The sequence below is a fragment of the Rubrimonas cliftonensis genome (assembly GCF_900107585.1).
Taxonomy (GTDB): domain Bacteria; phylum Pseudomonadota; class Alphaproteobacteria; order Rhodobacterales; family Rhodobacteraceae; genus Rubrimonas; species Rubrimonas cliftonensis.
In genome coordinates this window covers 248,973-272,340 of record NZ_FNQM01000001.1, presented here as the reverse complement: position 1 = coordinate 272,340, position 23,368 = coordinate 248,973, and the positions used below count along the sequence as shown (strand labels likewise).

The 23,368-nt window shown below is 72.4% G+C and carries 20 protein-coding genes and 1 pseudogene; 16 read left to right on the top strand and 5 right to left on the bottom strand.

Annotation, left to right across the window (positions count from 1 at the left end; all coding sequences use genetic code 11):
• Window positions 1-102: 102 nt before the first annotated feature.
• The 3 genes from BLW43_RS01205 (at window position 103) to BLW43_RS01195 (ending at window position 3,362) form a co-directional block, all read left to right on the top strand.
• Window positions 103-309 carry a cold-shock protein gene (locus BLW43_RS01205; protein ID WP_093247648.1) on the top strand — a complete coding sequence of 69 codons (207 nt, stop codon included), beginning with the start codon at window positions 103-105 and terminating at the stop codon, window positions 307-309.
• Between the two features lie 159 nt (window positions 310-468).
• Window positions 469-1,986 (top strand): exopolysaccharide biosynthesis polyprenyl glycosylphosphotransferase, encoded by a 1,518-nt coding sequence (locus BLW43_RS01200; protein WP_093247647.1) that lies wholly within the window; start codon window positions 469-471, stop codon window positions 1,984-1,986.
• Window positions 1,987-2,051: 65 nt separating this feature from the next.
• A complete protein-coding gene (locus tag BLW43_RS01195; RefSeq protein ID WP_093247646.1) occupies window positions 2,052-3,362 on the top strand; it encodes a glycerate kinase type-2 family protein in 1,311 nt (436 codons plus the stop codon).
• A 39-nt stretch (window positions 3,363-3,401) separates the two neighbouring features.
• Here BLW43_RS01195 and BLW43_RS01190 read toward each other — a convergent pair whose 3' ends face one another.
• Genes BLW43_RS01190 through ispD form a run of 3 tightly spaced genes read right to left on the bottom strand, consistent with a single transcriptional unit; the run spans window position 3,402 to window position 5,666 of the window.
• The gene (locus tag BLW43_RS01190; RefSeq protein WP_217632071.1) at window positions 3,402-3,893 is read right to left on the bottom strand and encodes a CinA family protein; all 492 of its coding nucleotides are present in this window, start codon (window positions 3,891-3,893) and stop codon (window positions 3,402-3,404) included.
• Window positions 3,890-4,390, bottom strand: a complete 501-nt coding sequence (locus tag BLW43_RS01185) for a phosphatidylglycerophosphatase A family protein (protein WP_093247645.1) — start codon at window positions 4,388-4,390, stop codon at window positions 3,890-3,892. The genes BLW43_RS01190 and BLW43_RS01185 overlap by 4 nt, the downstream gene beginning before the upstream one ends.
• A 58-nt stretch (window positions 4,391-4,448) precedes the next feature.
• Complete coding sequence (gene ispD, locus BLW43_RS01180) at window positions 4,449-5,666, bottom strand: 2-C-methyl-D-erythritol 4-phosphate cytidylyltransferase (RefSeq protein WP_093247644.1); 1,218 nt, start codon at window positions 5,664-5,666, stop codon at window positions 4,449-4,451.
• A gap of 105 nt (window positions 5,667-5,771) precedes the next feature.
• Here ispD and dusB point away from each other — a divergent pair, with 105 nt between their 5' ends.
• From dusB to hflX, 8 genes and pseudogenes are all read left to right on the top strand, one after another.
• Window positions 5,772-6,779, top strand: a complete 1,008-nt coding sequence (gene dusB, locus BLW43_RS01175; protein ID WP_093247643.1) for a tRNA dihydrouridine synthase DusB — start codon at window positions 5,772-5,774, stop codon at window positions 6,777-6,779.
• Entirely contained in the window at window positions 6,767-7,876 is a 1,110-nt protein-coding gene (locus tag BLW43_RS01170) for a two-component system sensor histidine kinase NtrB (RefSeq protein ID WP_175478704.1), read from the top strand. Before dusB ends, BLW43_RS01170 begins: the two co-directional genes overlap by 13 nt.
• Window positions 7,873-9,336, top strand: a complete 1,464-nt coding sequence (ntrC, locus tag BLW43_RS01165; RefSeq protein ID WP_093247641.1) for a nitrogen regulation protein NR(I) — start codon at window positions 7,873-7,875, stop codon at window positions 9,334-9,336. The genes BLW43_RS01170 and ntrC overlap by 4 nt, the downstream gene beginning before the upstream one ends.
• A gap of 41 nt (window positions 9,337-9,377) precedes the next feature.
• Window positions 9,378-11,801: a sensor histidine kinase NtrY-like gene (locus tag BLW43_RS01160; protein ID WP_217632070.1), complete on the top strand. Its 2,424-nt coding sequence runs from the start codon at window positions 9,378-9,380 to the stop codon at window positions 11,799-11,801.
• Window positions 11,798-13,210 (top strand): nitrogen assimilation response regulator NtrX, encoded by a 1,413-nt coding sequence (ntrX, locus tag BLW43_RS01155; protein ID WP_093247640.1) that lies wholly within the window; start codon window positions 11,798-11,800, stop codon window positions 13,208-13,210. Before BLW43_RS01160 ends, ntrX begins: the two co-directional genes overlap by 4 nt.
• Window positions 13,140-14,612 (top strand): annotated as a pseudogene (trkA, locus tag BLW43_RS01150) (Trk system potassium transporter TrkA); the annotation flags it as partial. The gene ntrX and the pseudogene trkA, both read left to right, overlap by 71 nt.
• A 142-nt stretch (window positions 14,613-14,754) precedes the next feature.
• On the top strand, window positions 14,755-14,994 hold the full coding sequence (gene hfq, locus BLW43_RS01145; protein ID WP_093247638.1) for an RNA chaperone Hfq: 240 nt from the start codon (window positions 14,755-14,757) through the stop codon (window positions 14,992-14,994).
• Window positions 14,972-16,321: a GTPase HflX gene (hflX, locus tag BLW43_RS01140; RefSeq protein ID WP_093247637.1), complete on the top strand. Its 1,350-nt coding sequence runs from the start codon at window positions 14,972-14,974 to the stop codon at window positions 16,319-16,321. The genes hfq and hflX overlap by 23 nt, the downstream gene beginning before the upstream one ends.
• On the opposite strand, the gene BLW43_RS01135 is transcribed toward hflX, so the two are convergent.
• Both BLW43_RS01135 and BLW43_RS01130 read right to left on the bottom strand, forming a co-directional pair.
• Window positions 16,318-16,818 (bottom strand): thioesterase family protein, encoded by a 501-nt coding sequence (locus BLW43_RS01135; RefSeq protein WP_093247636.1) that lies wholly within the window; start codon window positions 16,816-16,818, stop codon window positions 16,318-16,320. The two genes, hflX and BLW43_RS01135, sit on opposite strands and share 4 nt — an antisense overlap.
• Before the next feature lie 369 nt (window positions 16,819-17,187).
• Window positions 17,188-18,177, bottom strand: coding sequence for an MDR family oxidoreductase (locus BLW43_RS01130; protein WP_093247635.1), 990 nt, complete (start codon window positions 18,175-18,177; stop codon window positions 17,188-17,190).
• A gap of 276 nt (window positions 18,178-18,453) precedes the next feature.
• On the opposite strand from BLW43_RS01130, the gene BLW43_RS01125 reads away from it, so the two are divergent.
• The 5 genes from BLW43_RS01125 (at window position 18,454) to BLW43_RS01105 (ending at window position 23,328) form a co-directional block, all read left to right on the top strand.
• On the top strand, window positions 18,454-20,892 hold the full coding sequence (locus BLW43_RS01125) for a ligase-associated DNA damage response DEXH box helicase (RefSeq protein WP_093247634.1): 2,439 nt from the start codon (window positions 18,454-18,456) through the stop codon (window positions 20,890-20,892).
• 209 nt (window positions 20,893-21,101) lie between these two features.
• Window positions 21,102-21,842, top strand: a complete 741-nt coding sequence (gene pdeM, locus BLW43_RS01120) for a ligase-associated DNA damage response endonuclease PdeM (protein WP_093247633.1) — start codon at window positions 21,102-21,104, stop codon at window positions 21,840-21,842.
• Window positions 21,839-22,330, top strand: a complete 492-nt coding sequence (locus BLW43_RS01115; protein ID WP_245730868.1) for a PaaI family thioesterase — start codon at window positions 21,839-21,841, stop codon at window positions 22,328-22,330. The genes pdeM and BLW43_RS01115 overlap by 4 nt, the downstream gene beginning before the upstream one ends.
• The gene (locus BLW43_RS01110) at window positions 22,323-22,793 is read left to right on the top strand and encodes a GFA family protein (protein WP_093247632.1); all 471 of its coding nucleotides are present in this window, start codon (window positions 22,323-22,325) and stop codon (window positions 22,791-22,793) included. The genes BLW43_RS01115 and BLW43_RS01110 overlap by 8 nt, the downstream gene beginning before the upstream one ends.
• Window positions 22,771-23,328 (top strand): GNAT family N-acetyltransferase, encoded by a 558-nt coding sequence (locus BLW43_RS01105; protein WP_175478703.1) that lies wholly within the window; start codon window positions 22,771-22,773, stop codon window positions 23,326-23,328. Before BLW43_RS01110 ends, BLW43_RS01105 begins: the two co-directional genes overlap by 23 nt.
• Window positions 23,329-23,368 lie beyond the last annotated feature (40 nt).

Genomic DNA, 23,368 nt, shown 5'->3' with positions numbered 1-23,368 from the left:
TTGAACGCCTGCTCCGAGACCCGGTCGCAGTTTCGATGCCTGACGACTGCGCCATGGCCGCCGCATGTCGCGGGCGGCCCGAGGAGAATCGACGGAGCTGACATGCCTCAGGGAACTGTGAAGTGGTTCAACGCCACCAAGGGTTTCGGGTTCATCGAGCCGAGCGACGGCGGCAAGGATGTGTTCGTCCACATCTCGGCGGTCGAGCGCGCCGGGCTGCGCACGCTGAATGACGGTCAGGCGCTGACCTACGAGCTTGAGACCGGGCGCGACGGCCGGGCCTCGGCGGGCGCTCTCTCGCTGCTCTGACGGCCTTTCGCGCGGCGCCGACGGGCGCCCGCCAGCCGACGACGCCGGGCCCTGCGCCCGGCGTTTTTCGTTTTTCGGTCCGCGCTTCAGAAGGCGCTAACGACCGCAAGGCCATCTTCCGCGGCGTGACGCGCTTTCCGTTCGCCGCCGGAGTTACCCATGGCCGTTTCCGACCCCTGGTCCGACATCTCGATCGACGCGCTGCGCAGCCACAGCGAGGCGCTTGCCGACGCCGAGATCGCCTCCGAGCTCAGCGAGGAGGCCGCAAGGGAAGCCGCCGCCCTGCGCCACGTCTCGACCACGCCGACGACCATCGGCTTCCTCTGCCAGATCGGCGAGACGGCGCTGCTGGCGCTCGCGCTCTGGGGCGGGGCGCGGACCTGGCCGAAGGAAGCGCCGCTGTCGGCGCTCACGGCGCTGATCGCGGCCTGCGCGCTCGCGCTTCTGGCGACCATGGTCGCCCGCGCGCTCGGCGCCTACCGGGTCGGCGCGCTGCGGCGGTTCGGGGCCGGCTATGGCCGGGTCATGGCCGGGTTCCTCGGCGCCGTCCTGTGCTTTGCGGCGCTGATGGAGGCGGTCGGCCCCGCGAACTGGGCCCGCGGCCTCGCCGACAGCGCGCTGGTCGGGGCCGGGGCGCTGGCGCTCGCGCGCGTCCTGATCTCCGCGACGGTGGACTGGTGCGTGGGCGCCGGCCTGACGGAGCGCCGCGCGGTCGTCGTCGGCGGCGGCCCGCACGCCGAGCGGCTGATCCGCGCGCTCGAGGCCTCGTCCGACAACGACATACGCATCTGCGCCCTGTTCGACGATCGCGACGACGAGCGCTCGCCGCCTCTGGTCGCCGGCGCGCGCAAGCTGGGCGGCGTGGCCGAACTGATCGCCTTCTCGCGCATCGCCCATGTCGACATGCTGATCATCACCCTGCCGCCGAGCGCGGAGGCCCGCATCCTCAAGCTGCTCGGTCGGCTCTGGGTGCTGCCGGTGGACATCCGCCTCGCCGCGTTCTCGGACGATTTCAGCTTCCGGCGCCGCGAGTCCGGGCTGATCGCCCTGTCGGAGCGGAAGATGCGCGGCATGGGCGCGCTGGCCAAGCGCGCGCTCGACGTCTCGGTGGCGGCCTGCGCGCTGGTCGCGCTCTCGCCGGTGCTGGCGCTGACGGCGCTGGCGGTGAGGCTCGACAGTCCGGGCCCAGCGATCTTCAGGCAGAAGCGCCACGGCTACAACAACCGTGAGGTCGAGGTCTGGAAGTTCCGCTCCATGCGCGTCGAGGCGGCCGACCCCACCGCCCGACGCGTCGTGACCAAGGGCGACGACCGGGTGACGCGCGTCGGCCGCTTCATCCGCAAGACCTCGATCGACGAGCTGCCGCAGCTCGTGAACGTGCTCGGCGGGTCGCTGTCGCTCGTCGGGCCGCGGCCCCATGTCGTCAACGCCGTGTCGAGCCAGGCGCAGGCTTTCGGCGAGATCGTCGCGGGCTACTCCGCGCGCCACCGCACCAAGCCCGGCATCACCGGCTGGGCGCAGATCCACGGCCTGCGCGGCGAGATCGACCAGCCCGACGCCCTGCGCCAGCGCTTCGAGCACGACCTCTACTACATCGAGAACTGGTCGATCTGGCTCGACATCCTGATTCTGCTCCGAACGCCGCTCAGCCTGCTGCGCACCGAAAAGGCGTATTGATCCCCCTTTCTCCCGCCGGCGTCGCGCCTTAGGGTCTGCCCCGCAGGCGGGGGGCGGGGGACGACATGGCGACCAACTGGCGGGAGGACGCGCGCGCCTTCCTGGCGCGGCTCTTCGAGGCGGCGGTCGCCGCCGCGGACCCCGGCAAGGCGCTCGCCGCCCACATGCCGGCCCCCCCGAAGGGCCGCACGGTGGTCATCGGCGCCGGCAAGGGCGCCGCCCAGCTCGCAGCGGCGTTCGAGACGCTGTGGGAGAAGATTCCCGGCGCCGGGCTGCTCACCGGCGTCGTGGTCACGCGCTACGGCTACGCCGCGCCCTGCCGCCATGTCGAGGTGCTGGAGGCGGCGCATCCTGTGCCCGACGCTGCGGGGCTCGAGGCGTCGGCCCGGCTGATGGCGGCGGTCTCGGGGCTGACGGCGGACGATCTCGTGGTTGCGCTGGTCTGCGGCGGCGGCTCGGCGCTGCTGCCTGCGCCGCCGGAGGGGTTGACGCTGGCCGACGAGCAGGCGGTCAACGCGGCGCTGCTGGCCTCCGGCGCGCCGATCTCCGCGATGAACGCCGTGCGCAAGCATGTCAGCCGGATCAAGGGCGGGCGGCTTGCGGCGGCGGCGCATCCGGCGCGCGTGCTGTCGCTCGTCGTCTCCGACATCCCCGGCGACGATCCGGCGCTGGTGGCCTCCGGCCCCACCGTGGCCGACGCGACCGGACGACAGACGGCGCTCGACGTGATCGCGCGCTACGGCATGGAGCTTCCCGCCGCCGTGACGGACTGGATCGCCGGCCCCGACTGCGGCGCCCCGACGCCCGACGATCCGCGGCTGGCGCGCGCGGAGACCCGCGTCATCGCCTCGGCGCGCATCTCGCTGGAGGCGGCGGCGGCGGCGGCGCAGGCCGAGGGCGTGGCGGCCGCGATCCTGTCCGACGCGGTGGAGGGCGAGTCGCGCGAGGTGGCGCGCGTCCACGGCGCCATCGCGCGCGAGATCGCGCTGCGCGGTCGGCCCTTCGCGGCGCCCATCGTGCTGCTCTCGGGCGGCGAGACGACAGTGACGCTGCGCGGCAAGGGCGGCCGGGGCGGGCGGTGCAGCGAGTTCGCCCTGTCGCTCAGCGGCGACATCGAGGGGCTGGCCGGCGTCAGCGCGCTGGCGGCGGACACCGACGGCATCGACGGGTCGGAGGACAACGCCGGCGCCTTCGCCGACGGGACGACGCGCGCCCGGCTGCGCGACCTCGGTCTCGACCCCGCGCGCCTGCTCGCCGCCAACGACGCCTGGGGGGCCTTCGAGGCGGTGGGCGATCTTTTCGTGACCGGCCCAACCGGCACCAACGTCAACGACTTCCGCGCGATCCTCGTCGCGCCGCCCGACGCGAAGGGCTGAGACGCGGCGCCCGGCGCGAAGGTCTGAGACGCGTCGCGCTCAGCCGGCTTCGGCGGCGGCGCGCAGCAGCTCCAGCGCCACGGCGACGCTCCCGCGGCGCACGTTGTCCCGGCCGATCGCGCCGAACTGTCGGCAGAGCGCCTGCGCCGGCGCGCCGCGGCGCGCCACCGCGAACCACACCATGCCCTCGGGCTTCGCCTCCGTGCCTCCCGGCCCGGCGACGCCGGTGATCGCCACGGCCACGTCGGCGGGCGAGGCGGCCAGCGCCCCCTCCGCCATGGCGCGGGCCACCGGCTCGGACACGGCGCCGTGGGTCTCGACGAGCCGCGCGTCCACGCCGAGCATCTCGGTCTTTGCCGCGTTGGAGTAGGTGACGAAGCCCCGCTCCACCACCGCCGAGGAGCCGGGCACGTCGGTCAGCGCCGCGGCCACCATGCCGCCGGTGCAGCTCTCCGCCGTCGCCAGCATCAGGCCGCGCGTCCGGAATACGTCGAGCACCTCCGCCGGCGATGGCGTCGCGGGCGCGCTCACAGCAGCACCCCATGCGCCACGATCGCGGCCGCCGCGCCGAACACCGCCGCGAGCAGCCCAGCTACGACGTCGTCCATCATCACGCCCCAGCCGCCCGGCAGCCGCTCGGCCCGGTTCACCGGCCAGGGCTTGCGGATGTCGAAGAACCGAAACAGCGCGAAGCCCAGCACCCAGCCCGGCCACGGGAACACCCACGGGTCGGTCCCGCGCAGCCACAGCCCCAGCGAGAGCGGCCAGAGCGCGATCAGCATCCCCACGACCTCGTCGATCACGACCTCCGAGGGGTCATCCGGCCCGCCCGTCTCGGCGACATAGGCGCCGGAGGCCCAGACCCCGAGCGCGAACAGCGCCAGCGTCGCGGCGGCGAACAGCGGAAAGCCGCCGAACCCGTGCAGCGCGAAGGCCAGCGGCAGCGTCGCAAGCGCGCCCCAGGTTCCCGGCGCCTGCGGCAGGCGGCCGATCCCGGCGACAGTTGCGACTATGGCGGCGGGCGTCATGGCGTGGTCCTTGCGGGTTCCGGACAGGATATGGGGCGCCGCCGGGCGCGGTCCCGCCTCACTTCAAGGGCTCGCCGCCCGGCGCCGGCCCGCGCAGCGCCGCCGCCGCCTGCGCGGCGACGCCTTCGCCGCGGCCGGTGAAGCCCAGCCCCTCGGTCGTCGTGGCCTTCACGTTCACCCGCTCCGGCGCGCAGCGCGCGATGGCGGCGACGGCGGCGCGCATCGCCTCGGCGTGCGGCGTGATCTTCGGCCTTTCGCAGATCAGCGTCACGTCGAGATTGACCACCGTGAAGCCGCGCGCCTCGGCGCGGTCCAGCGCCGCGCGCAGGAAGCGGTCGGAGGAGGCGCCCCTCCACTGCGGGTCCGACGGCGGGAACCAGCGGCCGATGTCGCCCTCGCCGATGGCGCCGAGCACCGCGTCGGTCAGAGCATGCAGGCCCACGTCGCCGTCGGAATGGGCGACGAAGCCGGTCGAGTGCGCGACCCTGACGCCGCAGAGCATCAGGTGGTCCCCCGGCCCGAAGCGGTGCACGTCGAAGCCTGTGCCGAAGCGGGTCTCCATGGCGGTCTCCGGTCCGGGAGAAGGGCGCCCGCCGCCGGCGCGGGCGAGAAGCAGCCGCTCGGCGCGGGCGAAGTCTCCGGGGCGGGTGATCTTGAAGTTGTCGGCCTCGCTCTCGACGATGGCGACGCGCAGGCCGGCGCGGCGCGCCACCTCGGCGTCGTCTGGCGCGGTCGGGTCGCCGCAGGCGCGATGGGCGGCGAGGATCGGGCCGTAGCGGAAGCCCTGCGGCGTCTGCGCGCGCCAAACGCCGTCACGCGGGATCAGCGGGCCGCAGGCGCCGGCCTCGGCCCGCCGCAGCGCGTCGACGATGGGGATCGAGGCGCAGGCGCCGGGCGCGTCGTCCAGCGCCGCGATCACCGCGGCGATCACGGCGTCGGAGACGAAGGGGCGCGCCGCGTCGTGGATCAGCACGCGGTCGGGCGGGTCGCCGGCCATCGCCTCCAGGCCCAGCAGCACGGTCTGCGCGCGTTCCGCGCCCCCGGCGACGACGGTGATCGGTTTTTCGGCGCCAAGCCCCGCCGTCGCCCCGTCGAACAGGGCGCGGTCCGCCTCGCGGATCGCGACGACGATGCGATCGACGCCCGGCGCGTCGAGAAACCGCCGCAGCGTGCGCGCGATGACCGGCGTTCCAGCGACGTTTCGATACTGCTTGGGCGGGCCTTCCCCGGCGCGGGCGCCGCGCCCCGCCGCCACGATCAGCGCTGCTGTGGTCATCCGCTCCGCCGCTGAACCCTTGTCCACTAGGGACGCTAGCGGTCGGCCTTGCCGGCGACAAGCGGCGGCGGTATGAGGGAGTGCAGTGCACAAGGTTTGAGCCCCATGTCTCTTCGTGTCGGAAATGTAACCATCGCTGAACCGGTTCTGCTCGCGCCGATGGCGGGCATCACGGATCTGCCGTTCAGGAGGCAGGTGAGCGGCTTTGGCTGCGGCCTCGTCGTCTCCGAAATGATCGCCAGCGCCGATCTCGCCCATGGCAAGCCGAGCGCGGTCGCGCGCGCCGAGGTCGACGGCGACATCGCGACGAGCGCGGTCCAGATCGCCGGCCGCGAGGCGCGGTGGATGGCCGAGGCCGCCCGCATTCTGGAGGCGCGCGGCGCGCGGCTGATCGACGTCAATTTCGGCTGCCCCGCCAAGCAGGTGACGGGCGGCTGGTCGGGCTCCGCGCTCATGCGCGACCCCGACCTCGCCGCCAGTCTCTTCGAGGCCGTCGTCGCCGCCGTCAAGGTTCCCGTCACCGCCAAGATGCGGCTGGGCTGGGATGGGCTGACCGCGCCCGGCTTCGCGCGCCGGATGCAGGACGCCGGCGCCGCGATGGTCACGGTCCACGGCCGCACCCGCCAGCAGTTCTACAAGGGGCGGGCAGACTGGTCGCAGGTGGCGGCGGTGAAGGCGTCCGTCTCGATCCCGGTCGTCGTCAACGGCGACATCATCGATCTCGCGACCGCGCGGGCGGCGCTGAAGGCGTCGGGGGCGGACGCCGTGATGATCGGCCGCGGCGCCCAGGGCGCGCCCTGGGTTCCGGCGGAGGTCGCCGCCGGCCTCGCCGGGCGGCCCTTCGCCGCGCCGGGGCTCGCGGCGCGGGCGGCGCTGATCCTCGACCATCACGCCGCGATGCTGGAGTTCCACGGGGAGGCGCTGGGGGTGCGGGTGGCGCGCAAGCATGTGTCATGGGCGCTGGAGCGCATCGCGTGCGACAGCCTGGGCGAGACGAAACCGCTGCGCGACGCGGTGGTGCGGATCGGCGAGGCCGGCGAAGCCCGCGCCGCGCTGCGGGCCGGGCTCGACCGGCTGATCGAAGCCGAGGGCGCGCGCCGGTGGGCCGCGTGAACGCCGCCGCCTTCGAGCAGGTCTGGCAGGCGCTGCCGCAGCCTGCGCTGCTGGTCCACGACGACGGCCGCATCGTCGCCGTCAACCCGGCGGCGGAGAGCTTCCTCTCCGTCAGCGCCGTGCAGCTCTGCCGCAAGACCATGGCGGAACTGTTCGGCGCCTCCAGCCGCGTGGGCGAGTTGGTTGAGCGGGGCAGGGGCGGCGCGGTCTCGCTCGCCGACCACGACATCGAGATCATCACCCCCTCCGGCCGCACCCGGCTCGTCGACGCGCAGGCCGCGCCGCTGGACGAGAAGTCCGGCCAGGTGCTGCTGCTGATCCAGCCGCGCTCCATCGCAGAGCAGATGGACCGCACGCTCACGCACCGCTCCGCCGCGCGCTCGGTGAGCGGCATGGCGGCGATGCTGGCGCACGAGATCAAGAACCCGCTCGCCGGCATCTCCGGCGCCGCGCAGCTTCTGGAGATGACGCTGGGCGACAGCGAGCGCGAGCTCACCACGCTGATCCGCGAGGAGACGGCGCGGGTGGAGAAACTGCTGACGCGGGTCGAGGCCTTCGGCGACACGCGGCCCATCGCGCGCGAGGCGGTGAACATCCACGAGGTTCTCGACCGCGCGCGCCGCTCCGCCGAGGCCGGCTTCGCGAGCCACGTGCGCTTCTTCGTGGAGTTCGACCCCTCGCTGCCGCCGGCCGCCGGAGACGCCGACCAGCTCATGCAGGTGTTCCAGAACCTGCTGAAGAACGCCGCGGAGGCGACGCCCAAGGTCGGCGGCGTGATCCAGCTCCGCACCAGCTACAGCCCCGGCGTCGCCATCGAGAGCGCCGGCGGCGCGCGCGAGAGCGTGCCGCTGCTGATTGTTATTCAGGACAACGGCTCCGGCGTGCCCGACGAGATCCGCCGCGACATCTTCGAGCCCTTCGTCACCTCCAAGGCCGGCGGCAGCGGGCTGGGGCTGGCGCTCGTGTCCAAGGTGATGGCCGACCATGGCGGCGTCATCGAATGCGACAGCGAGCCGGGATGGACAGTGATGCGCCTGCGGCTGCCGATCTGGCGGCCGCACGCCAAGGATCGTCCGAAGGGAAGGGGAGCGCGATGAACGCAGGGGGCTCGATGGGGGTTGTGCTGCTGGCTGACGACGACCGGGCGATCCGCACCGTCCTCACCCAGGCGCTGACGCGCGCGGGGTGCCGGGTGCGCGCGACGGGCAGCGCCAACACGCTGTGGCGCTGGGTCGAGGACGGCGAGGGCGACCTCATCGTGACAGACGTGGTGATGCCCGACGGCGACGGGCTCGACCTGCTGCCCGCGATCCGCCGCAAGCGCCCCGACCTGCCCGTGATCGTCATGAGCGCCCAGAACACGGTGATGACGGCGATCCGCGCCGCCGAGGCCGGGGCCTACGAGTATCTGCCGAAACCCTTCGATCTCAAGGAGGTGCTGGCGCATGTGAAGAAGGCGCTCGATGGCCGCGGCGGGCGGACCGACGAGACGCCGGAGCCCGGCGGCCGCGACGAGACCATGCCCCTCATCGGCCGCTCGCCCGCGATGCAGGACGTCTACCGCATCATGGCGCGGCTGATGACCACCGACCTCACCGTGATGATCAACGGCGAGAGCGGCACCGGCAAGGAGCTGGTGGCGCGCGCCCTGCACAATTTCGGTCGCCGCAAGTCCGGCCCGTTCGTAGCCGTCAACATGGCCGCCATCCCGCGCGACCTGATCGAGAGCGAGCTCTTCGGCCACGAGAAGGGCGCCTTCACCGGCGCGACCGACCGCGCGCAGGGACGCTTCGAGCTGGCGCAGGGCGGCACGCTGTTTCTCGACGAGATCGGCGACATGCCGCCCGAGGCGCAGACCCGGCTGCTGCGCGTGCTGCAGGAGGGCGAGTTCACCACCGTCGGCGGTCGCGCGCCGATCCGCGCGGACGTGCGCATCATCGCCGCGACGCACCAGGATCTGCGCGAACTGATCTCCGAGGGGCGCTTCCGCGAGGATCTGTTCTACCGCCTCAACGTCGTGCCGATCCGCCTGCCGCCGCTGCGCGAGCGCGTCGAGGACATCCCCGACCTCGCCCGAGCCTTCCTGCGCCGCGCCGAGAGCGAGGGCCTGCCGCGCAAGACCATCTCCGCCAAGGCGCTCGACGTGCTGCGCGGCCAGAGCTGGCCGGGCAACGTGCGCGAGCTGGAGAACCTCATGCGCCGGCTCGCCGCGCTCTGCGCCGACGAGATGATCGACGCGGCGGTGGTCGAGACCGAGCTCGCCGCCCGGCCCTCCTCCGCGGCGGACGGCGACCGCGACGGCGGCGGGACGCTCTCCACCGCCGTCGAGAGCCACCTGCGGCGCTATTTCGCGCTGCACGGCGACGCGCTGCCGCCGGCGGGCCTCTACGACCGCATCCTGCGCGAGGTGGAGCTGCCGCTGATCGCGCTCACGCTCTCGGCGACGCGGGGCAACCAACTCAAGGCTGCGGACCTTCTGGGCCTGAACCGCAACACCCTGCGCAAGCGCATCCGCGATCTTGACATACCGGTAACGCGCGGCAAGAAACTGATGTAACGCAGCAACAGTCCCCGCGTCTCGCCGGGGCGCGGAGCATCATGGCGCGCAGCGATAGTCCCGCCCCGTCGTTGTCCCTCGGCCAATGGCGCATCTGGCGGTTCGGCCTGAGCGCGAGCATCGCCATCGTCCTCGCGGGCCCGGTGATGGCGCTGGCGACCGCGGCGGTGTTCGGCCTCGCCGAGGACGGCCGCGTGGGGCCCGACGTGGTGCGCGCCGTGCTGCTGGCGGACCTCGTCTATGTCCTGACGCTCGCGGCGCTGATCGTGTGGACCATCGCCCGCATCTTCGCCGCCCGCCGCGCGCGCTCGGCCGGCGCCAAGCTGCACCTGCGCCTTGCGGGGCTCTTCACGCTGGTCGCGCTGGCGCCGACGGTGCTGGTGGCGGTGTTCGCGACGCTGACGGTGAATTTCGGCATCGAGGCTTGGTTCTCCTCACAGGTGCAGGGCGTGGTGCAGAACGCGCTGGCCACCGCGCAGGCCTATGAGCGCGAGCACCGCGGCAACATCCGCGGCGACGCGCTGGCGATGGCCAACGACATCAACCGCGCCGCCGTCACCGGCATCGACCGCGCCCAGCTCGGCGCGCTGGTGCGCCAGCAGGCGCTGATCCGCGAGATCCCCGAGGCCTACATCCTCGACGGCGACGGCGAGATCATCGCGCGCGGCGAGTTCAGCTACCTGTTCACGCTTGATGCGCCGAGCCGCGACCAGTTCATTGCGGCGCGGGCCGGCGACGTCGTGGTGATCGAGGATCTCGCCGCCAACGAGATGCGCGCGCTGGTGCACCTCACCAACGCCGTCGACACCTACCTGTTCGTCACCCGCCGCATCGACGGCGAGGTGCTGAAGCTGCTCGACGAGACGCGCGACACGGTGAACCTCTACGAGCGGATGGAGCGCGAGCGCGCCAACGTCCTGTTCGACTTCGCGCTGCTCTATCTCGGCTTTGCGCTGCTGGTGATGATGGCGGCGGTCTGGATGGGCCTGCGCTTCGCGGAGCGTCTGGCGCGGCCCATCGGCGACCTTGCCGCGGCCGCCGAGCGCGTCGGCGCCGGGGATTTCGCGCTGCGGGTGGACGAGGAGCGCGGCGATGACGAGGTCGCCGTGCTCGGCCGCGTCTTCAACCGCATGACCGCGCAGGTGAAGCTTCAGCGCGACGCGCTGGTGGCGGCGCGCGACGACACCGAGCGCCGCCGCCGCTTCATCGAGACGGTGCTCTCCGGCGTCAGCGCCGGGGTCGTCGGGCTCGACGACCGCGGCCGAGTCGAGCTGATGAACGCCGCCGCCGGCGCCATGCTCGGCGTGAATCCCGCCGCGTCTTCGGCCCGCCCGCTCGCCGAGGTCGCGCCGGCGCTCGGGCCGATGATGGCCCGCGCGGCGCGCGGCCATGGCGGGCTGGCGCAGGAGGCCGTGAAGCTCAGCGTCGGGGATGTCGAGCGCGAGCTGATGGCCCGGCTGACGCCCAAGAGCGGCGACCGCGCCGACGGCGCCGTGCTCACCATCGACGACCTCACCGACCTCGCCGCCGCCCAGCGCGCCGCCGCCTGGGGCGACGTCGCCCGCCGCATCGCCCACGAGATCAAGAACCCGCTGACGCCGATCCAGCTCTCCGCCGACCGCCTCAAGAGCAAGTTCCGCAAGCTCGACGAGGCCGACCGCGCCGCGCTCGACCAGTACGCCGACGTGATCGCGCGGCAGGCGGGCGACATCCGCCGCATGGTCGACGCCTTCTCGCAATTCGCGCGGATGCCCGAGCCCGAGCGCCGCGACGAGGATCTCGCCGCCATCGCCCGCGCCGCCGCCCTGCTCCAGAACGAGGCGCAGAGCGAGGCGCCGGTGTCGGTCGAGGGGGTCGACCCGGCGCCGGCGCGCATCGACCGTGGGCTCATCTCGCAGGCGCTGACCAACCTCGTGAAGAACGCCGTTGAGGCGGTGCAGGAGCGCATCGCGCAGGAAAAGACCGCCGGCGCCGCGCCTGCGCCCGGCGCCGTGCGCGTCGTGATCGGGCGCGACGACGCGTCGGTGTGGGCCTCGATCATCGACAACGGCCCCGGCCTCCCGGCGGCGGAGCGGTCCCGGCTCACCGAGCCCTATGTGACGACGCGGGCGCGCGGCACCGGACTGGGGCTGGCCATCTGCCGCAAGATCGCCGAACAGCATGGCGGGGCGCTACTGCTCGACGACGCGCCGCAGGGCCGCGGCGCGATGGCTACTCTGACGCTGCCGCACGGCCCGTCGCCCGACCCTGCGCCTGGCTCGGCGGGCGCATCCGCAATACCCGCGATCGGCGCGCGAGACGCCGGCGCATCGACTGGGGCCGCGACCGGCGCGAAAGCCGCCGGCGCATCGAGCGAGGCCGCGATCGGCGCGCGAGACGCCGGCGCATCGACTGGGGCCGCGACCGGCGCGAAAGCCGCCGGCGCATCGAGCGAGGACGAAGAGATGGCGCAGGACGCGACATGAGCGACATTCTGATCGTAGACGACGAGGCCGACATTCGCGCGCTGATCGCGGACATCCTGTCCGACGAGGGCCATGTCGCCCGCGAAGCCAGCGACGCAGACGGCGCGCTGGCCGCCGTGGCCGCGCGCGCCCCGGCGCTCGTGATCCTCGACATCTGGCTTCAGGGCAGCCGCCTCGACGGGATCGAGGTGCTCAAGTCGCTCAAGCGCGACAACCCCGACATCCCCGTGGTGATCATCTCCGGCCACGGCAACATCGAGATCGCCGTCGCCGCGATCCAGCAGGGCGCCTACGACTTCGTGGAGAAGCCCTTCAGCGCCGACCAGCTGCTCGTCGTCGCCCGCCGCGCCATCGAGGCCAACCGGCTGCGGCTGGAGAACGCCGCCCTGCGCGCCCGCGAGGCCGCCGAGGGAGTGATGATCGGCGACAGTCACGCGATGGCCTCGCTGGGCCAGAAGATCGCCCGCGTCGCCCGCACCCAGAGCCGGGTGCTGCTCTCCGGCCCGCCGGGCTCGGGCAAGGAGATCGCCGCGCGCCGCATCCACCAGCTTTCCGACCGCGCCGGCGGACCGTTCGTCGTGGCCAACGCCGCCGCCATCGAACCGCATGCGATGGAGGAGGTGCTGTTCGGCCGCGTGCTGGAGGACGGCCGCCTCGCGCCGGGCCTCTTCGAGCGCGCCCATCGCGGAGTGCTGTTCATCGACGAGGTCGGCGAGATGCCCGCCGGCACCCAGAGCCGCATCCTGCGCGTACTGACCGACAACGCCTTCGTCCGGCCCGGCGGGGCGGAGGTGGTGCGGGTGGACGTGCGCGTGATCTCCGCCACCAACCGCGACCTCGCCGCCGAGATCGCCCATGGGCGTTTCCGCGAGGATCTGTTCCACCGCCTCAGCGTCGTGCCGATCGAGACGCCGCCGCTCGACGCGCGCCGCGACGACATCCCCGCGCTGGTGGCCTATTTCGCCGAGCGCTTCGCCGCCGCCGAGGGTCTCGCCAGGAAGCCCTTCACCGGCGAGGCGCTGGCGATGCTGCAGACGCTCGACTGGCCCGGCAACGTGCGCCAGCTCAAGAACCTCGTGGAGCGGCTGCTGATCATCAGCGAGGGGCCGCGGATCGAGGCGTCCGACATCGCCGCCGACCCGGCCTCCGGCAACGGGGATGCGCGCAGCGGGCTTGGCGGGCTGGTCGCGGGCCTGCCGCTGCGCGAGGCGCGCGAGGTGTTCGAGCGCGAGTATCTCATCGCCCAGATCAACCGCTTCGGCGGCAACATCTCGCGCACGGCGAGCTTTGTCGGCATGGAGCGCAGCGCCCTGCACCGCAAGCTGAAGCTGCTCGGCGTCACCACCACTTCGCGCAGCGGCGCGCGCATCGCCTGTCTCGAGGAACTTGAGAGCCAGGCGCAGTCGTGACGGCCAAGGCGAGGGAGACGCGCCCGTGAAAGTCATCGTCTGCGGCGCCGGCCGGGTCGGCAGCCAGATCGCCAAGCGGCTCGCCGAGGAAGGCAACGACGTCACGGTGATCGATCTGAACGGCGAACTCGTGCGCCAGGTCTCGGAACTGTTCGACGTCGGCGGCGTGGCCGGCCACGCCAGCCACCCCGACGTGCAGGAGCGCGCCGGGGCGCGCGACGCCGACATGCTGATCGCCGCGACCCATCTCGACGAGGTGAACATGGTCGCCTGCCAGGTGGCGCATTCGGTGTTCAGCGTGCCGAGCAAGATCGCCCGCGTGCGCGCCCAGAACTACCTCGAAGCCCGCTGGTCCGATCTTTTCAGGCGGGACCACATGCCGCTGGACGTCGTGATCTCGCCCGAGCGGGAGGTCGCCAAGGTGGCGCTGTCGCGGCTGTCGGCGACCGCCGCCTTCGACACCCACGACTTCGTCGAGGGCGAGGCGCAGCTTCTCGCGTTGCGTTTGCCAGACGAATGCCCGGTGATCAACACGCCGCTGCGCCAGCTCACCGAACTGTTCAGCACGCTCAAGGCCATCGTCGTCGGCGTGCGGCGCGGCGCGAAGCTGATGACGCCGGAGCCGAGCGACCAGCTCTACGCCGGAGACGACGTCTATGTGCTGGCCGCGAAGGCCGACGTGCGCCGCGCCATCTCGATCTTCGGCCGGGAGGAGCCGCCGGCGAGCCGCGTCGTGATCATCGGCGCCGGCAATGTCGGCCAGACGGTGGCCGAGCTGCTGGAGGCCGACCCCCGCGGCGTGCGCTGCAAGATGGTCGAGCGGGACCGCGCGCGCGCCGAGCGCGCCGCCGACCGCCTGCGCCGGACCGTGGTTCTGAACGGCGACGCGCTCGACCCGGCGCTGCTGGAGGAGGCCGGCATCGCCGAGGCCGACGCCGTGCTGGCGCTGACCGACGACGACAAGACCAACCTGCTCGCCTGCGCGCTCTCCAAGCAGCTCGGCTGCCGGCTCTCCATCGCGCTGACCAACGACGCGGTGTTCTTCGACCTCGCCGGCGCCTTCAGCGTCGACGCCACGATCAACCCGCGCGCCACCACCGTCTCCTCGATCCTGCGGCATGTGCGGCGCGGGCGCATCCGGCAGGTCTATTCGATCGGCGAGGGCGAGGCGGAGGTGATCGAGGCGCAGGTGCTGGTGACGTCGCCCATCGCCGGCAAGCGGCTGCGCGAGGCGGGCTTTCCGAGCGGCGCGCTGGTCGGCGCCATCATGACGAAGCAGGGCTTGCGGATGCCCGAGGGCGACCTCACCATCAACGAGGGCGACACGCTGGTGGTGTTCGCGCTCCGTGACGCGGTGAAGCAGGTCGAACAGATGTTCCGCGTGAGCGTGGACTTCTTCTGATCGATGCGAACGGGAGTCGCAGAATTGACACGGCTTTTGTGCAGTTGCGAAAGGGGCTGGAATATCCCCGCGCGTCAGGCCATGTTTACAATGCGTCGAAAGGCGTTCATGACGACAACAAAACAAAACAGGCAGAATCAAAATGGCCCAAGAAAAACAGAGCCTACAGGATACATTCCTCAACCATGTGCGCAAGAACAAGGTGCCCGTCACCATTTTTCTGGTGAACGGCGTGAAACTACAGGGTGTAATTACATGGTTCGACAATTTCTGCGTGCTGCTGCGCCGCGATGGACAGTCGCAGCTCGTCTACAAACACGCGATTTCGACGGTGATGCCGTCGCAGCCGATCAATCTCTATGACGGCGACGAAGCCTCCTGAAGGCGAGGGGCCCGACTCGGCCCCCTCCGACCGGAGCGCGCGGACGCGCGCTCTGGTCGTCCACCCCGCGATCCGGAGCCGCGGCGCCAAGCGGCGCGACCCCGAGGGCGCGCTTGCGGAGTGCATCGGCCTCGCCGAGGCGCTCGATCTCGACATCGCCGGCGCCGAGATCGCGACGGTGGCGACGATGCGCGCCAACGCGCTGCTCGGTGAGGGCAAGATCGAGGAGATCCGCGTCCGCGTCGAGGAGGCCGAGGCCGAACTCGTCGTCGTCGACGGCGCGCTGACGCCGGTGCAGCAGCGCAACCTCGAACGCGCCTGGAAGGCGAAGGTGCTCGACCGCACAGGTCTCATCCTGGAGATTTTCGGCGCCCGCGCCAGCACGCGCGAGGGCGTGCTGCAGGTAGAGCTCGCGCATCTGAGCTACCAGAAGTCGCGCCTCGTGCGCAGCTGGACCCACCTTGAGCGCCAGCGCGGCGGCGCCGGCTTCATGGGTGGCCCGGGCGAGACCCAGATCGAGGCCGACCGCCGCGCCATCGACGAGAAGATCACCCGCATCAAGCGCCAGCTGGAGGGCGTCGTGCAGACGCGCGAGCTGCACCGCAAGGCCCGTCGCAAGGCCCCTCATGCGGTCGTCGCGCTGGTCGGCTACACCAACGCTGGCAAGTCGACGCTGTTCAACCGGCTCACCGAGGCCGACGTGCTGGCGCAGGACATGCTGTTCGCCACGCTCGACCCCACATTGCGCAAGGTGACGCTGCCCTCGGGCCGCGTCGTGATGCTGTCGGACACGGTGGGCTTCATCTCCGAACTGCCGACCCAGCTCGTCGCCGCCTTCCGCGCCACGCTTGAGGAGGTGCTGGAGGCCGACGTCATCGTGCATGTCCGCGACGTCTCGCACCCCGAGACCGAAGCGCAGCGCGCCGACGTGCTCGACGTGCTGGACGCGCTGGGCGTGGAGCAGGCGCGGCTCGACGCGATGATCGAGGCGCGCAACAAGCTCGACCTCATGCCCGAGGCCGCGCGCGCCGACGCCGAGGGCCAGGCCGCGCGCGACGGCGGCGCCTTCGCGGTGTCGGCGCTGACGGGGCAGGGGGTCGACGCCCTGCTCGCCGCGATCGACGCCGCGCTGCCCGAGCCGCGCCACGCAGCCCTTGCCCGTGTCGGCGTGGGCGACGGCCGCGCAGCGGCGTGGCTGCACTCACACGGGCTCGTCCAGGCCCGCCGGGACGGCGACGAATACGCCGAGTTCGACCTCGAGATCACCGAACGCGAAATGAACCAGTTTGCGAGGAGTTTCCCGCAAGCTTCTGTTGTTATGGTCTAAACCGGCTTGAGCCGATGCGGCCCCAGCGCGGCGCCGGCGCCCTCGGGCATCGGCGTCGCGCGATGCGTCTCGATCATCGCATCCAGCGCTGCCCGCACCGGCGCAGGCCAGACGCCTGCGCGGCGCGTCACGGTGTTGACGCAGAGATAGAGCGCCTCATGGGTGGCGGCCGGCGCCGCCGCGCCGCCGGCGTAGAGCGCGCTGAACGCAAGCGCCCGCTTGTCGTCGGCGCCGATGATCCAGGTGGCGACGGAAATCTCCGCTGCGGCAGGCACTTCCGCGAGATAGCGCACATGCGCCTCCACCGTGAACATGCTGCGCGACCAGCGCATGCGGCCTGCGTCGTCCAGCCCGATCGCATCCATCCACAGGTCCGAGGCGTGGCTGAAGGCGACGACGTAGAACCCCTCGTTGAGGTGGCCGTTGTAGTCCAGCCAGTCGTCCGGCACGGCGCGGCGATAGCCGCCGAACGGACCCTTGGCGCCTAAGTTCGACATGGCGCTGCTCCCGTATCCTGCGGCGCCCGGCGGTCGTTCGCCGGCGCCCAGTCGGCAGAGTGGCCGAAATCCCGAAGGTGGGGAAAGCGCAAGCGCGCCGCGCAGGTCCAGACGGCGCGGGACTTGGCGCCGAGGGCTGGCGGCTTCCGGGTCGGGAACGCCGAGCCGGTCATCGCAGGCATGACGCGCCTGATCCTTGCGGCCTGCGCCTGCGACGTCATTTGAGGGAAACGTGCCAGGTGGTGCAACGAGTTAAAGGTCATCGATGCGCTCAGGTCCGCCATCTGATCATCGCCAGCGACAATATTTGACATAATAATGATTATCCGCGATTCAGACGGCGGGATGCGGATTGCGCCGCGCTCCCTCTCAGGCGTTCACGTCCACCACCACGCGGCCCCGCACGCCGCCCTTCAGGATGGCGCGGCCCAGCTCCGGCAGGTCGGCGAGCTTCGCCGGCTGCGCCATCGCCTCCAGCTTCTCCATGTCGAGGTCGCGGGCGATGCGCCCCCATGCCGCCACCCGGTCCTCGTAGGGCCGCATCACGCTGTCGACGCCGAGGAGGTTCACGCCGCGCAGCAGGAACGGCACCACCGTGAACGGCGCCGCCGCGCCGCCGGCGAGCCCGACGGCGGCGACCGAGCAGCGATACTTCATCTGCGTCAGCACCCGCGCCAGCATGTTTCCGCCCACCGCGTCGACGCACCCAGCCCAGGTTTCGCGGTCGAGCGGCTTGGCCGGCGGCTCCGCCAGCTCCTCGCGCGGCACGATGCGCGCGGCGCCGAGTTCCTTGAGGTAGCCCTCCGTCTCGGGGCGCCCCGTCACCGCCGCCACCTCGTAGCCGAGCCTCGCGAGCACCGCCGTCGCGATCGAGCCCACGCCGCCCGCCGCGCCCGTCACCAGCACCGGGCCGTTCTCAGGCTTGAGCCCATGCGCTTCAAGGTCCATGACCGCCAGCATCGCCGTGAAGCCCGCGGTGCCCACCGCCATGGTCTGGCGCAGGTCAAGGCCTTCGGGCAGCGGCACGAGCCAGTCCGCCTTGACCCTCGCGCGCTGGGAATAGCCGCCCCACCACGCCTCGCCAACGCGCCAGCCGGTCAGCACCACCTTGTCGCCGGGCCTGTAGCGCTCGTCCGCGCTCTCCGCCACGACGCCGGCGAAGTCGATGCCAGGCACATGCGGATAGGTGCGCACCAGCCCGCCCTTGCCGGTCAGGCACAGGCCGTCCTTGTAATTGAGCGTCGACCAGGCGACGTCCACGAGAACCTCGGCCTCGGGCAGCCGGTTCTCGGCGATTTCCTGCACCCCGGCGGTGACGATCCCGTCCTCGGCCTTGTCGACGATCATCGCGCGAAACATCGCCTGTTCTCCCGTTCACCCTGTCGAGCGGCACGAAAGGCCGCGCGGCGGCGCGCGTCAACCATGGGGCCGCCCTGCGCCAACGAATTTTTAGAGTTTGACAAACACGGCGGAAATGCGGCATTTCCGGGGCAGTTAACGAATTGCTTTTGACCGACCGCGCGGCGTTGTTTTTCTGGTCGCTTCAGCGCCCCGCGGCCGGTGTGGACGGCTGTGGGGCGTCTCCGCTGCGCCGGTCGTGCTGGCGCCGCGGGCCCGCTCTGCTAGCTTCGCCGCATGGACGCCGCCGCCCCTTCGCCCGACGCGCCCGCCCTGCCCCGGCGCTTGCGCGACTGGTTTGAGGGCCGCGGCTGGGCGCCGCATCCGCACCAGCTCGCGCTGCTCGCGCGCGCGCGACTCGGCGGGGCCGATCTGCTGATCGCGCCCACCGGCGCCGGCAAGACGCTGGCGGGCTTCCTGCCGAGCCTCGCCGCGCTGATCGAAAACCCCGCGCCCGGGCTCCACACGCTCTACGTCTCGCCGCTGAAGGCCCTGGCCGCCGACATCCGCCGCAACCTGGAAGGCCCGGCGCGCGACATGGCGCTGCCGATCCGCATCGAGGACCGCACCGGAGACACCAGGGCCAGCGTCAAGGCCCGCCAGCGCCGCGACCCGCCGCACATCCTGCTCACCACGCCCGAATCGCTCGCGCTGCTCGTCGCCTCCGAACACGCCGGCGAGACGTTCCGCGGCCTCAAGGCGGTGGTCGTCGACGAGGCCCATGCGCTGGCCGAGAGCAAGCGCGGCGACCAACTCGCGCTCTGCCTCGCCCGGCTCGATACGCTGGCGCCCGGCCATCGCCGCGTCGGCCTCTCCGCCACCACCGAGGACCCCGAGGGGCTGGCGCGCTGGCTGGCGCCCGACGGCTGCCGGCTTCTGCGCGCCCCCGACGGCCCCGACCCCGACATCGCCATCCTCGACGACGCCGGAGACCCGCCTTGGTCCGGCATGGGCGGGCGCTACGCCGTGCGCGCGATCTACGAGCGCGTGAAGGCCGCCCGCACCACGCTAATCTTCATCAACACCCGCGCGCTGGCGGAGCTGTTCTTCCGAGCGCTGTGGGAGGTGAACGCCGACAATCTCCCCATCGGCCTGCACCACGGCTCGCTCGGCCGCGAGGCCCGCCAGCGCGTCGAGGCCGCCATGGCCGCCGGAGAGCTGCGCGCCGTCGTCTGCACCTCCTCGCTCGATCTCGGCGTCGACTGGGGCGACGTCGACCTCGTGATCCAGGTCGGCGCGCCGAAGGGCGTGAAGCGGCTCGTCCAGCGCATCGGGCGGGCCAACCACCGCTTCGACGCGCCCTCGCGCGCCCTGGTCGTCCCCGCCAATCGCCTTGAAGTGTTGGAGTGCCGCGCTGCGCTGGAGGCCGTGCGCGAGGGGCGGCTCGACGGCGAGCCCCGCGCCCTGGGCCGGCTCGACGTGCTCTGCCAGCACATCCTGCTGGTCGCCTGCGCCGGGCCGTTCGAGGCCGACGCGCTTTTCGCCGAGGTGCGCCGCGCCGGCCCCTACGCCGCCCTCGACCGCGAGGATTTCGACCGCTGCCTCGATTTCTGCGCCACCGGCGGCTATGCGCTCCGCGCTTACGACGAGTGGCGCCGCCTGATGCAGGCGCCCGACGGCCTGTGGCGCCTGCGCGACCCCCGCGCCGCCCGCCGCCTGCGCATGAATGTCGGCGTCATCGTCGAAGCCGAAACGCTCAAGGTCCAGGCCGGCTCCAGGCGCGGGGGCGGGCGCCTTCTCGGCGAGGTCGAGGAGGCCTTCGCCGCGACCCTCTCGCCGGGCGACACCTTCCTGATCGGCGGCGAGGTCGTGCGCTTCGAGGGCCTGCGCGAGATGTCGCTGCAGGTGACGAAGGCCCCCGGCCGCGACCCGAAGATCCCCGTCTTCGCCGGCGGCAAGCTGCCGATCTCGACCCTGCTGGCCGAGCGCGTCATGGCGATGCTCAACGCGCCGGAGCAATGGTCCGCCCTGCCCGCGCCGGTCGCCGACTGGCTGCGGCTGCACGCCGCCCGCTCCGGGATGCCCCGCGCCGACGACCTGCTGGTGGAGACATTCCCCCGTGCGGGGCGCTGGTTCATGGCCGCATGGGGATTTGCGGGGCGCAACGCGCACCAGACCCTCGGCCTGCTCGCCACCAGGCGGATGGAGGCGCTCGGCCTTGCGCCCTTGGGTTTTCTCGCCAACGACTACGCCGTGCTCGTCTGGAGCCTCGACCCCGTGGACGACCCCGCGCCGATTTTCGCCCGCGAGGGCCTTGCGGAGGGGCTGGAGCAGTGGCTGGCCGAAACCTCGGTGATGAAGCGCGCCTTCCGCCAGGTGGCGGTGGTCTCGGGCCTCGTCCAGCGCCGCCTGCCCGGCGAGGTGAAGTCCGGCCGGCAGGCGACCTTCTCCTCCGACATCCTCTACGACACGCTGCGCAAATACGACCCCGGCCACCTGATGCTCGCGATCACTCGCGCCGAGGCCCAGCGCGGACTGGTCGATTTCGAGCGTGTCGAGGCGATGCTCGACCGCATCGGCGGGCGCATCCGCCACATCCGCAGCCCGCGCATGACGCCGCTCTGCGCGCCGCTCATGATGGAGATGGGCCGCGAGAAGGTGCCCGGCGCCGCCGAGGACCGGCTTCTGGAGGAGGAGGTCGAGGCGCTGGTCGCGGAGGCAGAGGGCCGCGCCTGACTGCGCCGCGCAGGGGCGCGGGCCGAGCTGAGCCGATGTCGGACGCTTCGGGGCGCTCAGCTTCACATCGCGGCCCTCGCGACCAGCACGGGTCAACGTCGAGCGAAGCCCCTCCGGTCCGCCGTCAGACATCCGCGCATATCAAGCATCGGCCCAGCGGCGTCGCGGCGTCTTGCGCTGTGCCGTTCGATCATGCTTTGTTCACACACATGAACATCGCCGCGCGCTTCCCGATTCCCGCCAGCGAGGGCCTTTTCTTCCGGCTCGCGGGCCGTGAGGTTGCGGCGCGGCCCTCCGGCGCGCTCTGGGTTCCCGAGCTGGGGCTGATGGCGGTCGCCGATCTCCATCTCGGCAAGGCCGAGCGCATGGCGCGGCGCGGCGGCGCGTTGCTGCCGCCATACGAATGCGCGGAGACGCTGGCGCGGCTGGAGGCCGAGATCGCCGCGCTCCGCCCCGCCTGCGTCGTCTGCGTCGGCGACAGCTTCGACGACGACCTCGCCGCCCGCGCGCTCGACGGCGAGGCATGCGACCGGCTTGCGGCGCTGGCGCGCGGCCGGCGCTGGATCTGGGTCAGCGGCAACCACGACCCCGCCACGCCCTGCCTTCCCGGCGAGGCCGTGGCGGAGCACGACGCGACGCACCCCGACGCAAGCGCCGGCGGCCCGCTCGTGTTCCGCCACATCGCCGCGCCCGGCGCCGCGCCCGGCGAGGTCAGCGGGCACTATCATCCGGCCGCGACGCTCGCGCCACACGGTCGCCGGATCCGTCGGCGCTGCTTTCTGGAGGACGGGCGCCGCGTGATCCTGCCCGCTTTCGGGGCCTTCACCGGAGGGCTCTGCGCGACCGACGCCGCATTCAATCCGCTGCTCGGCCCCGGCGCCCGCGCGCTGCTCGTCGGAAGCCGCGTCATCGCGGCGCCGCGGTCGGCGCTTTCGGGCCGCGCCGGGTGAGCGCCACTCCATCCGATATCGGCGCGCCCGGCGCCGCCGAGGCTCGGCTTCTCCCGCGCGACCCCGCCTTCGCCGAGCGGGCGCGTCTGGAGTTCTCGCGCCAGGGTTTCGTGGCGCTGCTCGGCGCCGAGCTTTCCGCCGTCTCGCCGGGCGCCGTGGAGATCGTCCTGCCGATCCGTCCGCAGCTTTCCCGGCAGCATGGCTACGCCCATGCCGGCGCCGCATGGGCGATCGCCGACAGCGCCGCCGGTTTCGCGGCGCAGACGCTGCTCGGACCCAGCGACGGCGTGCTGACCGTGGAGCTCAAGATCAACCTGCTGGCGCCGGCGAAGGGCGACCGCCTGATCGCGCGCGGCGTCGTCGAGCGCGCCGGGCGCCGCCTCACCGTCGGCCGCAGCGACGTCTACGCCGAGACCGGCGGCGTCGAGACGCGCGTCGCCATCGCGTTCGGCGCCTTCATGGCCATGGAGGGCCTCGCCGATGCCTGACGCCGACCTCCCGCTCAGCGGCCGCTGCAACTGCGGCGGCGTCGCCTTCACGGTGGACCGGCTGACGCGGGACCGCGCCGCCGCCTGCCACTGCCGCGAGTGCCGCCGCGGCTCGGGCCATGTCTGGGCCGCCGTCACCGCGCCCGTCGACGCCCTGCGCTTCTCGTCGGACGCGACCCTGCGCTGGTGGCGCGCCAGCCCCCGCGCCGAGCGCGGCTTCTGCGCGCGCTGCGGCGGATTTCTCTTCTGGCGCCCAGAGATCCCAGAAGGCGGGATCCCAAAAGGCGGGAACCCAGAAAGCGGGACCGCAGAAGGCGGGGCCGTTATCGACATCGCGCTCGGTCTTCTCGATGCGCCGACCGGGGTGCGGCTCGACGCCGACATCTTCACCGCCGAGAAGGGCGACTACTACGACCTCGGCGCCCTGCCCGCCTTCGCCCATGGCCGGCCCGGCGTCGACTAGCGCCGCGATCCGGCCCGCCCGTCGGGCGGATGCGGGCGCGATCGCCGTCGTCCACGCGCAGGCGTGGCGCGAGAGCTATGGCGGCATCCTGGGCCCCGCAGCGTGGGACGCCGGGGCCGAGGGCCGGCGGCTGAGGCAGTGGCGGCGCATCCTCGCCCGGCCGCGGCAGGGCGGCGGAACCCTCGTGGCGACGCTGACTGGAGAGACGGTCGGCTTCGGCGCTTACGGACCGCAACGCGAGGACGACCGCCTCGCCGACGGTGAGATCTACGCGCTCTACCTTCTCGGGCGCGCCCAGGGTCTCGGTCTTGGAAGGCGGCTCGTCGCGGCGATGCTCGCGCGGATGCGCGGCTGGGGCGCGACCTCAGCCGACGTCTGGGCGCTTGAGCGCAACGAGAAGGCCTGCGCCTTCTACGCCGCCCTCGGCGCCCGGCCGGAGGCGCGGCGGATCTTTTCGATGCAGGGCCGCCGCGTCGCGGAGCGCGTCTTCGTCTGGGACGACATCGACCGCCTTGCGGACCTCGCGGAGCGATGACGGGGGCGCCGGCGCTCGACCGCGTGAAACAGCCCTGAGC